The following is a 12949-nucleotide window of genomic DNA, read 5'->3' on the forward strand; positions in this document are numbered from 1 at the left end:
GTTCAAATGGCGATTCAGCGTTTAATTGGTTTTGGGAAAAAAGAAGAGTTTAAGGAAATTTTGGCAATTTTAAGAAGGCAGAACCCTGATAGGATAAGGGTTCTGTGAAATTTGTCGTGTACAGAGATGAAATTTATAAAAATATATCCTTTGCTGCTGATATTGGGCTGTCCATGGAGCATGATGGTCCACGCGGATGACGCGGTGACCTTACCCACCCTGCACGTACTGGCCGAGCCAGAGTTACGTACAGAAACCGGGATTGTGCCGTATCAGAATGATGAAAAAAATCTCCGTGCTTTACAGCATCAAGTTATTCGTAATTCACGTGAAGCACAAAACTTTATGATCGACAGCTATGTGGTTGCCAATCTGGAAATTCAGCCCTTACAAGCACAACCCGACCTAAATTCGTTATCGCCCTTTCTACAACAGTATGTATTGAGTATTGCTCAGGGTTTACAGTCGAGTGATCCTACACAAGGCTTGTATATTATGTTGCAACCCTTTGGTATAAACCGTAGCAACAGTATGCAGCATATTGATCGTAGCAATAGCAACAGTATGCAGCCCATCGATCGTGATATGCATATACAGCTCGACCTGAAAAATGTCAGCATTGGTACGATTGAACCTTCTATAAATAATTTTTCTGTACCTGAGCTACCGACACCGAAAAAGTAATCATTTTTCTTTTGAAAAAATCCTTAGCTTTGCCAGCGAAGCCTATATTTGCCGCCGCGAGAAAGTGGCAAATGCCTGCGCAGTTGAAAATTGGGGCTGTTTTCAGCCTGTGAGCTAGTCATGTTCTTCAGAGATCATTACTCCGTTATATGCTCAGCCAGTCGGGAACCACCGGGTCAGTTTTAATCCTGCCCAGAGCTGGAAATTGGCTCCATACGATGTTAAATATTATCAATTGAATGATCAGCGGGTGCTCATTGCCCAGACCAGTTTTAGAATTGATCAGGTCATTGATTAAATTTATAAATATTATGAGCATCGTTAAATGAAAGATCTGTTTTCTGATGACAGCTTGCGCTATAAACAGGCCCGTCCGGCTTATTCTGCAGAAATTGTCCAGGAAATTTTAAAGCATGTACCTGAACGAACTTTTGCCTGGGATTGTGGTGCCGGTTCGGGGCAGTTTACCCAGTTATTGGTACCACATTTTCAGCAGATTTTAGCCACAGATTTAAGTCAAGCACAGTTGGATTTGGCACCGCAGTGGGCAAATGTGAGTTATCGTATCTGCTTGGCGCAAGACAGCGGATTGGCAGATGCGAGTGTGGATTTAATTACCGTTGCACAAGCGATTCACTGGTTCAATTTTGATGCCTTTTATGCCGAAGTGCATCGGGTGCTAAAACCGAGTGGAATATTTGCTGCGGTGGGCTACGGTCTGATTCAAGCTGTAGATCCTGAGGTGAATACCGCAATTCAACGCTTGTATTTTCAGACCTTAAAAGGTTGTTGGGATGCTGAACGTCGTTATATTGATGACTTATATCGCACGATTCCTTTCCCATTTCAAGAAATCGTGACACCCGAACTTTGCCTGAAATATCGTTGGTCGGCAGCACAATTGCTGAATTATTTAAACACTTGGTCGGGACTGCAGCATTATTTAAAGCAACATACTGATACGCCCTTGCTTGAATTACAACAATTGTTGCAGCAGCAACCTGCTCAGGGCTTGGAAATTCAGTTTCCAGTTTTGCTGCGTTTAGGTCGCTTGGTATAAAAAGTCAATGTATTGAGTGATTTTTGAACTTAAAATATAAGTTGGTGAAAAAAGGATGTTTCTCCACAGGTGTAATTTACCTATGTGCGAGGTGTCCAATGTTAAAATTTTCTCTCCCTATTTTATTCAGTCTTGCGCTGAGTCTCCCTGCGACTGCTTTTGCCAATCTTGATCAGCCTTTACAGGTCTTGGATGATTGTGCATTAAGTGCAGAATATGGGCAATCCAACAGCTTAAATTTGCTGCATGATCAATACCGTTTTACCGCGCAAGATGTGGTGAATCAAGTTCGAGCTGAACAAAACCTAGACTTAGCAAGCAAATTTGCAACTTTGGGTTCTCGTTTTTATATCAACCCGCAAGGTCAAACTGTGCTGCAAATTCAACGTGATGTGGTGTCTTTGGGTGTGATTGAAACCACACTCAGTGTGGATGGTTTACGCCAGTTAGGGCAGCATTTTATAGATGAATTTAAAGCTTTGGCATTTGAGTAAAATGGAGTGCGTTGTCGCAAATGACCTTGTGACAATCTAAGACATAAAAACTTAAGACATAAAAAAACGCCCTGAAAAATCAGGGCGTTTTTTATTGCACGCGAATTATGCTGGTTGCGCAGATTCTTGTTGTGCAGGAGTCAACATGTGACCGTGTTCTTCGAAGTTTGCATGCCAAGATAATGCTTCACGAAGTAGGTGAGGAGTGTGACCACCTTTTGCACATGCACGCTCAAAGTAATCATTCAATGCATTGCGGTACATTGGGTGTACACAGTTGTCGATAATCGCACGAGCGCGTTCACGTGGTGCAAGACCGCGTAAATCTGCTAAACCTTGCTCAGTGACTAAGATGTCAACGTCGTGTTCGTTGTGGTCTACATGCGCAGCCATTGGAACGATAGATGAAATGTCACCGCCTTTCGCAATCGATTTAGTCACGAAAATCGCCAAGTGTGCGTTACGCGCGAAGTCACCTGAACCACCAATACCGTTCATCATTTTGGTACCGCATACGTGGGTTGAGTTCACGTTACCGTAAATATCAAACTCAAGTGCAGTGTTAATACCAATGATGCCTAAACGACGTACTAACTCAGGGAAGTTAGAAATTTCTTGTGGACGTAAAATGAATTTGTCTTTGTAGTGTGCAAGATTACCAAATACGCGATCGCCACATTTTTCAGACAAAGTCATTGAACAGCCAGAAGCGAACTTCATTTTGCCTGCATCAATCAATTCAAACGTACAGTCTTGGAGTACTTCTGAGTACATCACCAAGTCTTCAAAGTTAGAGTGTTTGAAGCCTGTTAATACTGCATTTGCAATTGAACCGATACCTGCTTGTAAAGGTGCCAAGTTTTTCGGTAAACGACCTTGTGCTACTTCGTTTTCAAAGAATGCGATCAAGTGATCTGCAATTGCTTGAGTTTCGTCATCTGGATCGGTCACGTTAGATGGAGAGTCAAGCAAGGTATCGTTAAATACAATACCCACAACTTTTGCAGGGTCTAACTGAATACCTTTGGTTCCAATACGTTGTTCAACGTGAGTTAATGGCACTGGACCACGTGTTGGACGTGCTTCAGGAATATAAATGTCGTGTAGGCCTTCAAATTCTGTGCTTACAGTGGTGTTGATTTCGATAATGACTTTATCTGCATATTCAACAAAGCTTGCAGAGTTACCTACAGAAGTTGTTGGAATAATTAAGCTGTCTTCAGTAATTGCAACTGCTTCAACAATCGCGATGTCTGGGCGTTTTAGCGTATTGTTACGCATTTGCTCAACAGTTTCAGACAAGTGTTGGTCAATGAACATGACTTGACCTTGGTTAATTGCTTTACGCAAGGTGTTGTCTACTTGGAATGGCATACGACGAGCCAAAACACCTGCTTCAGTCAATTGCTTGTCTAAATCATTACCAAGACTTGCGCCAGTAATTAAGTCAATTTTTAAAGGGTTGGTTTTAGCGCGTGCCACCAATGCAAGTGGAACAGCTTTTGCTTCACCCGCACGAGTAAAGCCACTCATACCTACGGTCATACCATCTTGAACGAATTCAGCAGCTTGTTCTGCGCTGATTACTTTGTCGTGGAGGGAGGCTAAACGGATGCGATCTAAAGACATGGCGAACTCTCGTAAAATACTAGACTGATACCGATTGTACCGATCAAAAAAGGTATTTTGCATAGGTGTTAGGCTAAGGTCTAATTTTTTGCCTAAATGGTGGTATAAAAATATAAAATAATACATAAATAATTGAATTTAATCGTTTGTTTATATATCAAAAGGTAAATATTACAATTTGTTTGATATATTTTTATACAATTTTGATATGCACCATCTGAATTTTTTACTTTGATCGTCCATCCGATTTGCTGTTGGTCTAAAATTGGTATATAGCAAGCCAGATAGAGATCAAAAGCGTCAGTCGTTTAGAAGTGTTCACTCAAACTTTGTTTGATTTTTTCCAGCGTGCCAACATTATTTTTTTCTTCAACGATTTCAGGTTGTAACGGCAGGGTAATGATGGCTTCAAGACCACCGTGTTCACGGTTTTGAATGGTGAGCTCGCCCTGATGAATATCGACAATACGTTTTACAATTGCCAAACCTAAGCCACTGCCTTGTACAGTACGTGCTTCATTGCCGCGTACAAAAGGCTGCATTAAATCGGCAATTTGGTCTTCTGGAATGCCTGTACCGTTGTCTGCCACGCTAATCCGAATGTGTTCATCCAGCACTTCTGCAGACAACTCAATTGGCTCTGCACCATAGCGTTTCGAGTTATTAATCAGGTTGCCAATCAGACGTTTCAGCGACAAACTGCGCGCCTGAATTAAAGGTAATTCTTGTGCGTTAAAGCGAATATCCAACGGTTTAAATTGAATAATCAATTCCTGCAGCAAAACATTTAAATCGGTTTCTTGTAATTCTTCATCGGAACCATCACGCATATAAGAAATGAATTGATTTAAAATCGCATCCATATCTTCTACATCGTAAATTAAGCCTTCTTTTAAAAAATCATCATCGGGCATCATTTCGGCACTTAAACGAATCCGTGTCAGTGGCGTGCGCAGGTCGTGTGAAATACCTGCCAACATGATACGACGGTCACGTTCAGTCTGTTCCAAGGTATAAATCATGTGATTAAAGGCTTGGTTGACCTCACGAATTTCCTGCGGACCGTGATTGGTTTCTAAATAAGGTGCTTTGCCTGTTTTACTGTAGCTGTTGGCGGCATTTTGCAGACGACGCAAAGGACGGTTCAACTGACGTACTAAGGTTAAAATAATGGCTGCAGCCAAAAGTGGAATCCCCAAAAGCCAGCCAAACACCAATTCAGGGCTGTAGTTGGCATAAGTTTTGAGGGGTTCACGTACCCAGTTGCCATTCATTTCTGGGGTTTGAATCCAAATACGCGGGCTTGGTTTGAACTGGAAATAGACCGTGACATCCTGCATTTTTAATTCAGTTGCCAGTTTCTTTTCTATTTGTTGGGTAAAAAACTCTGCAATGACTTTTTCCCGTACATTAGGAAACTCACGTGGATCGGTTACATATTCAATGCCGACCCGATTTTTAAGCCACGCATCGACATCGACTTCGGCTTCATTGTGAAAAATGCGCAAATCTGGATTGTTTAAAATTTCCAGTTCAACCGCTAAATAGCGGGCGTGTTGTTGAATTTCAGGTAAATACAAGGTGCGCCAAAAGAACCACAACGACATAAACAGGCTAAACAACACCACAAAAACCACCAGTACCGTGGTGCGCATGGCTGCAGAGCGTGGTTTGATTTTGTCCAGAAAACGCTCCCAGCGGGTACGTTTCTTTTCAGAATACGCCACATAGTCGGTAAATTCTTGTGGGTCGATGGGTTCGAGTTTCACATCTTGTCCTGTGGCAGAGGTTGTAAAGCGAATTTAGTGAGTGAAATTTTATGATGAATATACTTGTTATTGGAATGTCTGTTCTTTAAATCTAGCACAATGATCGGTGTGCATAAATGTTGATCATTGCATGAAGATGTGAGGCTGAAGCCTCACATCATTTTCAACTTATTCCGCACCATCTGGAACAAATACATAACCGACACCCCAAACCGTTTGAATATAACGTGCACGGGCAGGGTTTTCTTCAATTAAACGACGTAAACGTGAAACCTGAACATCAATCGAACGCTCCATCGCACCCCATTCACGACCACGCGCCAAATTCATTAACTTGTCACGGGTTAAAGGCTCACGAGGATGTTGTACCAACGCTTTGAGTACTGCAAATTCACCTGTAGTTAGGGTCACGACCTGACCTTCACGTGTCAAAGTACGGGTCGATAAATCTAGTGACCATGGGCCAAAACCAACCACTTCCATTTGCTGACTTGGTGCACCTGGTACCTCGCGCACTTGACGACGCAATACAGCACGAATACGCGCTAACAGCTCATTTGGATTAAACGGTTTTGGTAAATAATCATCTGCACCTGCTTCAAGTCCTGCAATACGGTCAGAGTCACTGCCGCGAGCCGTCAGCATAATAATTGGCGTGTCGATGTTAGATTGACGTAAACGACGGCAAATACTTAAACCATCTTCAACAGGCAGCATAAAATCAAGCACGATTAAAGAGAACAGTTCACGCTGTAACAAACGATCCATTTGTGTCGCATCGTGGGCAGTTTTGACCACAAAGCCCTTATCTTCCAAGAAACGCTGTAACAGGGTACGTAAACGCACATCATCATCGACAACGAGAATGCGTTCAACGCGGTCAGTTTCGCTGTGTACGGCATCTGTTTTTTCAGCAGGTACAACTAAACTCATGATGTGCTCCTTTATTCTTTATTGTCATCGTAAACAAAAAGTTGAGTTGGCTTTGAGTATACGATTCATTGGTATCTATTGCCTATGCTCTAAAGCAACAAATATTGCAGACAAAATCAAGACATAGATACCAAATATATACAGCATTCCCATGCGAAAAACTGACATATTTGTCCGTTTGAGTCTAACATAAGCCTGAATTTTATTTAGATTTATAAAATTTAGCCGAATTGGCAAAAATCGCCAAAAAACCACCATTTATAAAATTCATAAAACAATTGTGGATTTTATAGTCTTGGTCTTTATAATCATGGCTTTTAGTACTTATCCTTGTAGGATCACACACGATGACTGACTTAGTTCAGCAGTTAGCAAAAGAACTTGCCGTACGACCAAATCAAGTAGAAGCTGCCATCAAACTTATTGATGAAGGTGCTAGCGTTCCATTTATTGCACGTTACCGTAAAGAAGTGACGCAAGGTTTAGATGATACGCAGCTACGTCAGCTCGATACACGTTTATCGTATTTACGTGATTTATATGAGCGTCGCGAAAAAGTAATAGAATCACTCAAAGAACAAGATAAATTATCTGATGATTTATTGGCACGGGTTAACGCTGCTGAAACCAAAAATGCTTTAGAAGAAATTTACGCGCCTTACCGTCCAAAACGCACCAGTAAATCGTTTAAAGCTAAAGAAGCAGGTTTAGGCCCAATTGCAGCGCAAATTTTTGCAGAACAGGTTGAGCCAAGCGAAGCTTTAGCAGGCTTTAGTCATGCAGACTATCCTGATGCAGACAGTCAGCTAGATGCGGTACAACACATTCTGATTGATGAATGGGCACAAAATATTGCCTTAACCACAGAATTAAAAGAAATTTTTGCCAAAACAGCGGTATTAAAAAGCTTGGTTGCTTCTGAAGAGAAAAAAGAAGTGGGCAAAAAATTCCGTGATTACTTCGATTTTTCAGAAAACCTCAACAAAGTGCCTTCACATCGTCTATTGGCGATGTTGCGTGGTCGCCAAGAAAACGTCTTGGGCTTAAAAGTTGATGGTGAAGACAGTGCGCCTTTGGCACGTATTGAAACTGAATACAATTTAGATCAGATTCAGCCGCAAGCACGTCAGGACTTTTTAAAGCAAACGGCAAAATTGTTCTGGTTGGGCAAAGTGCGTCCACAAATCGAACATTCATTATTGACTGAAAAGCGTTTGGCTGCCGAAGCTGAAGCGATGGATGTCTTTGCAGAAAACTTGCGTCATTTATTGCTTTCTGCACCTGCAGGTGCGCGTTGTACGCTGGGCGTAGACCCTGGCATCCGTACAGGTGTCAAACTGGCTGTGGTGAACCAATCTGGCGATGTGGTTGCACATAGCACGGTTTATCCATTTGCACCTAAAGAAGACAAAGCAGGCGCGATTGAAGAACTTGCTCGTTTATGCCGTGAGCACAATGTTGATTTAATCGCGATTGGTAACGGGACTGCAAGCCGTGAAACTGAAGCGGTTGTGGCAGAAATGATGGCGGCGCACAGTGACTTGAAATTAACACGTGTGTCTGTATCTGAAGCGGGTGCATCTGTGTATTCAGCTTCTGAATTGGCATCGCAAGAGTTGCCAGAACTAGATGTGTCGATTCGTGGTGCAGTGTCGATTGCACGTCGTTTGCAAGACCCATTGGCAGAGTTGGTAAAAATTGATCCAAAATCAATCGGTGTGGGTCAGTATCAACATGACGTGAATCAGGCAGGTTTAGCAAAAACCTTAGAAGCTGTGGTAGAAGACTGTGTGAACTCGGTCGGTGTCGATGTCAACACGGCATCTTCAGCAATTTTGGGTTATATCGCAGGTTTGAATAAAGCCATTGCACAGCAAATTGTTGAATACCGTAAAGAACATGGCCGTTTTGACAATCGGCAAGCTTTGAAAAACGTACCGCGTTTAGGCGAACGTACTTTTGAACAAGCAGCAGGTTTCTTACGTATTCAGGCAGGTTCTGAGCCTTTGGATGCTTCTGCAGTGCACCCTGAATCTTATGGTTTAGTAGAAAAAATTGTGGCTGCCAAAGCGACCACGGTTAAAGATATTATTGGTAATACTGAAATTATCCGTTCAGTGAATGCTGAAGAGTTTGTGGATGAGCAAGTCGGCTTACCAACTATTCAGGATGTTTTGTCTGAATTGGAAAAACCAGGTCGTGACCCACGTCCTGAATTCCGTACGGCTAAATTCCGTGAAGATATTACTGAAGTGGCGCAGCTGACTGAAGGCATGCAGCTTGAAGGTGTTGTAACCAACGTGACCAACTTTGGTGCTTTCGTGGATGTGGGCGTACATCAGGATGGTTTGGTGCATATTTCTGAGTTGGCCAATGAATTTGTGGCTGATCCGCATAAAGTGGTGAAACCAGGTCAAATTGTTCAAGTGCGTGTGTTGCAGGTTGATGTAGAGCGTAACCGTGTGAATTTATCGATGCGTCCTGAAGGTTCGGCTGCACCTGCAAAAGCAGCGCGTGCACCACGTCGTGATCAAGAACAGCGTACAGAGCGTAAGCCACAAGCGAAACGTCCACAGCAGTCACGTCCTCAGACTGAGCGTCCACAAGCGAAAAAACCACAAGCCGCTAAACCACAAGAAAATAAAATTGGTGGTTTAGGTGCATTGTTGTTACAAGCAGGGATTAAAGGTTCGAAGTAATTTTGAATTGCTCTAACAAAAAGCTCCCGAAATTCGGGAGCTTTTTGTTTTGCAGGAACATTTTTATATACAGATTTTTTGATGGATTTTAAATCAACGGTACAATCCAACTCACCAAAATCAGCATAATTCCCAAATGTCCAAGTTTACGAGTCACTGCGACTAGTTTTGACGGTGGTGCTTCAAGTTGGCGAGCATATTCCTGAAGATTTAAACCTTGTGAGGCTTTGCTGCTAAATAAAAATACGCCCAAATCAATACAAATTAAAATCGTGCCGACATCGGCAACAACCTCTAAAAGTTCATATTCTTGCTGATAAAGCGCCGTTGCAACCTGATAACTCAGAAACAAGGCAAAGGCAAAACAGCCATACTGTAAAATGAGGGCCAGTGCTCGCATAATCCATTCAAAATACTTAAAACAGCTGTGTTATAGCATAAAAATGCGGTGCAATTGAATGTTTTGTTATGGTTGAGATTGTGGATCTTAAATAAGCAATTAACGGATTAAGCCTTGCAGAACAAAACTTGTGGCAATACTGCCTGCTGCCAATTTAGACATGAAATAACTGTAATTAGAAGAGGCAGAAACTTCGGACATCGCACCAGATGAATGCGACATGGACACGGCAAGTTGGCTGCGATAGCCCAATTCGACTAACAAGACCACCAGGCCTGTCAGTGTCATCACTTGAAATGTGTCTACATGATTGCGCGTAAGCTCAGTATATAAGTGATAAAAACTTAAGCCCGCAGCAGAAAAACAAAATAGCTTAAACAGATACAGAGTTTTCATGTGTTGTACCTTTCATTATTGTAATGTCATTTTGAATGCTATTTCTTAAACCAATATTAAAATCACATGAAAAGTTGCGGCTGCACAATTTAAAAATTGTTGAAGTGATGTTGTATTGTTGTGCGCTGTTCAACCTAAGCTGTAAAAACAAATAGGCGACCCGTAGGTCGCCTAAAGCAAAACTTGAATTGTGTATAAATTACCAGTGTTCACCTGGGAACAAGCGCGCATACGCTTTTTGTACCCAGTTCAGTTTTTGCTGCTCGCCCACAGAAGCGGTAGAGCTTGGGAATAAGTTATAACCAATCGACATGAGTTTGTTGTTAATGTCTGGTGCAATCGCATAAGTGATTGAAGCCAAACGACCCAAATGTGTCGCAATTTTCTTCGGACGTTTCACAATCGCATAAGCAATTAAATCTGCCGCTTGCTCAGGTGAAAGGGTGGGCACGTACTTATAAATTTTGGTTGGTGCGATCATTGGGGTACGAACCAATGGCATATACACCGAAGTAATCGCAATTTTGTGTGTATGCGCTTCTGCAGATAGACAGCGACTAAACGCATCCAATGCGGCTTTAGATGCCACATAAGCCGAGAAACGCGTTGCGTTGGCTAATACACCAATCGAGCTGATGTTGATGATGTGACCATCTTTACGGTGCATCATCTGCGGCAAAATATTGAGTACCAAACGCACAGCACCAAAATAGTTGAGCTGCATGGTACGTTCAAAGTCGTGGAAACGATCAACCGACTCATGTACTGCACGACGGATTGAGCGGCCTGCGTTGTTAATTAAAATATCAATATGATCGACAGAGGCAAGAATTTGTTGCGATACAGCATCAATAGAGTCCATATCGTTTAGATCACAAGGGAAAACTGAAGCCTTGCCACCACGTGCTTCAATTTCAGCTTTGACTTGTTCGAGCGTTTCCTGAGTACGTGCCACCAAAAGCACATGCGCACCTGCATCGGCTAGCTTATGTGCCACGGTTAAACCAATACCACTCGATGCACCTGTAATAAGGGCAACTTTACCATTTACACGCTGTTGAAAAAGTTTCTCTAATTTTGGCTTCACGCTAATATTCCTGATTTAGATTCCTGAGTTGTCATTTTTATTGAGATTGACGATTCAAATTTCAGACTGAATTTGAACTGTTTTACTTGGCTTTATGATAGCCGATTGCACAAAAAAAGCTATGGAATAAGTGGTTGAATTTAAAAATGAATTTAGAGTAATTGCTCTATTTTTGTGAGCTGTATATCTTTATTTTTACCATGAAATAAAGCTAATGCAAAGACATACAAAGAAAAATTAAAATAAAAAAGCATCCTGTTGAAATTAATCAGCAGGATGCCAGTACAAAGTTTGAACTGATGAGTTTTTATACGGCTGCTAAAGCTTGCTCTAAATCGGCAATTAAGTCATCGGCATGTTCAATCCCGATGGATAAACGCACCATATCTTCACTCACACCAGCCGCTTTGAGTTCATCTGCACTCAACTGACGGTGAGTGGTGGTTGCAGGGTGGCAAGCCAGACTCTTGGCATCGCCAATATTGACCAAGCGTGTGAATAATTGCAGTGCATCAATAAAGCGGGTTCCGCCTTCACGGCCATCTTGCACACCAAAAGACAGAATTGCAGAAGGTTTGCCTTTCACATATTTTTGTGCCAACGCATGTTGCGGGTGATCTTTCAAACCTGCGTAATTGACCCATTTCACTTTTGGATGTGCCTGTAAATATTCCGCTACTTTTTGCGCGTTTTCAGTATGGCGTTCCATACGCAGGCTTAAGGTTTCTAAACCTTGTAAAATTAGGAATACGTTATGCGGGCTAATCGCTGCACCTGTATTGCGTAGTGGTACTACACGTGCACGTGCAATAAATGCTGCAGCGCCTAAGGCTTCTACATAGTTCACACCATGGTAACTTGGGTCAGGTGTATTTAAGGCTTTAAAACGCTCAGGATATTTGCCCCAAGGGAATTTACCGCTATCGACAATAATGCCGCCAATAGACGTACCGTGACCACCAATATATTTGGTCAGTGAGTGAATGATGATGTCTGCGCCAAAATCAAATGATTTTTGCAAGACAGGCGTGGCTACAGTGTTATCCACCACCACTGGAATGCCGTATTCGTGCGCAATTTTCGCAATCGCTTCAAGGTCAATAATATTGCCCAATGGGTTACCAATGGATTCTACAAAGACCAGTTTGGTTTTGTCATCAATCAGGTCGCGTAAGCTTTCAGGCTGTTGATAATCGAAGAAACGTACTTCAATGCCTTGTTTAGGCAAGGTGTGGGCAAATAAGTTGTAAGTACCGCCGTATAAAGTTGATACTGAAGCAATGTTATCGCCTGCTTCGGTAATGGTCTGAATTGCGTAGGTAATTGCAGCCATACCCGATGCTAAAGCCAATGCGCCAATCCCGCCTTCAAGTGCTGCAACACGTTGCTCCAATACTGCAGTGGTTGGGTTCATAATACGGGTGTAAATATTGCCTTGTACTTTTAAATCAAATAAATCGGCACCATGTTGCGTATTATCAAAGGCATAAGAAGTGGTTTGGTAAATAGGCACAGCCACGGCTTTGGTGGTTGGTTCTGGGCTATAGCCTGCATGAATGGCCAAAGTTTCGTCTTTATAGGTCATGTTTACTTCATCTTCGTGAGTTAAATTGGTTTGAGTCTAGCACTTTTAAATATGAAAGAAAGTGTAAAAGTGCTGCAATATTTAGCTGTAAATTTGATATAGCAGGCAAAAAGTCCTGTGCTTATCCGCTGATCGCTAGAGTTGTAACAAAGCATGCAAGATGTTTGTGGTGTCTTATTTTTTCTCCGTATTCAGGTATAATACCCGATTATT

11 protein-coding genes are annotated in these 12949 nt (G+C 42.1%); 4 read left to right on the plus strand and 7 right to left on the minus strand.

Going from position 1 to position 12949, the window contains the following annotated elements:
• Positions 1–183: 183 nt before the first annotated feature.
• The 3 genes from HX743_RS12270 (at position 184) to HX743_RS12280 (ending at position 2238) form a co-directional block, all read left to right on the plus strand.
• Positions 184–684 carry a hypothetical protein gene (locus tag HX743_RS12270; protein ID WP_256732317.1) on the plus strand — a complete coding sequence of 167 codons (501 nt, stop codon included), beginning with the start codon at positions 184–186 and terminating at the stop codon, positions 682–684.
• A gap of 325 nt (positions 685–1009) precedes the next feature.
• Complete coding sequence (locus HX743_RS12275; RefSeq protein ID WP_154320240.1) at positions 1010–1744, plus strand: class I SAM-dependent methyltransferase; 735 nt, start codon at positions 1010–1012, stop codon at positions 1742–1744.
• Positions 1745–1842: 98 nt separating this feature from the next.
• Positions 1843–2238 carry a hypothetical protein gene (locus HX743_RS12280; RefSeq protein ID WP_004974410.1) on the plus strand — a complete coding sequence of 132 codons (396 nt, stop codon included), beginning with the start codon at positions 1843–1845 and terminating at the stop codon, positions 2236–2238.
• Positions 2239–2343: 105 nt separating this feature from the next.
• Here HX743_RS12280 and HX743_RS12285 read toward each other — a convergent pair whose 3' ends face one another.
• The 3 genes from HX743_RS12285 to ompR form a co-directional block, all read right to left on the minus strand.
• Positions 2344–3867, minus strand: coding sequence for an acetyl-CoA hydrolase/transferase family protein (locus tag HX743_RS12285; protein WP_004974412.1), 1524 nt, complete (start codon positions 3865–3867; stop codon positions 2344–2346).
• Between the two features lie 308 nt (positions 3868–4175).
• On the minus strand, positions 4176–5636 hold the full coding sequence (locus tag HX743_RS12290) for an ATP-binding protein (RefSeq protein WP_004974413.1): 1461 nt from the start codon (positions 5634–5636) through the stop codon (positions 4176–4178).
• A gap of 168 nt (positions 5637–5804) precedes the next feature.
• Positions 5805–6569 carry a two-component system response regulator OmpR gene (gene ompR, locus HX743_RS12295; RefSeq protein ID WP_104852661.1) on the minus strand — a complete coding sequence of 255 codons (765 nt, stop codon included), beginning with the start codon at positions 6567–6569 and terminating at the stop codon, positions 5805–5807.
• A 347-nt stretch (positions 6570–6916) separates the two neighbouring features.
• On the opposite strand from ompR, the gene HX743_RS12300 reads away from it, so the two are divergent.
• Positions 6917–9268 carry a Tex family protein gene (locus tag HX743_RS12300; protein ID WP_096901295.1) on the plus strand — a complete coding sequence of 784 codons (2352 nt, stop codon included), beginning with the start codon at positions 6917–6919 and terminating at the stop codon, positions 9266–9268.
• Positions 9269–9356: 88 nt separating this feature from the next.
• Here the strand turns inward: HX743_RS12300 and HX743_RS12305 are convergent, their stop codons facing one another.
• The 4 genes from HX743_RS12305 to HX743_RS12320 form a co-directional block, all read right to left on the minus strand.
• On the minus strand, positions 9357–9668 hold the full coding sequence (locus HX743_RS12305) for a hypothetical protein (RefSeq protein WP_019838218.1): 312 nt from the start codon (positions 9666–9668) through the stop codon (positions 9357–9359).
• A gap of 99 nt (positions 9669–9767) precedes the next feature.
• Positions 9768–10064, minus strand: a complete 297-nt coding sequence (locus HX743_RS12310; protein ID WP_004974421.1) for a hypothetical protein — start codon at positions 10062–10064, stop codon at positions 9768–9770.
• 199 nt (positions 10065–10263) lie between these two features.
• On the minus strand, positions 10264–11151 hold the full coding sequence (locus HX743_RS12315; RefSeq protein ID WP_004974423.1) for an SDR family NAD(P)-dependent oxidoreductase: 888 nt from the start codon (positions 11149–11151) through the stop codon (positions 10264–10266).
• 307 nt (positions 11152–11458) lie between these two features.
• Positions 11459–12736, minus strand: coding sequence for an O-acetylhomoserine aminocarboxypropyltransferase/cysteine synthase family protein (locus HX743_RS12320; protein WP_004974425.1), 1278 nt, complete (start codon positions 12734–12736; stop codon positions 11459–11461).
• Positions 12737–12949 lie beyond the last annotated feature (213 nt).

This window comes from Acinetobacter sp. Swhac1 (genome assembly GCF_013390985.1).
GTDB classification, from domain to species: Bacteria; Pseudomonadota; Gammaproteobacteria; order Pseudomonadales; family Moraxellaceae; genus Acinetobacter; species Acinetobacter towneri.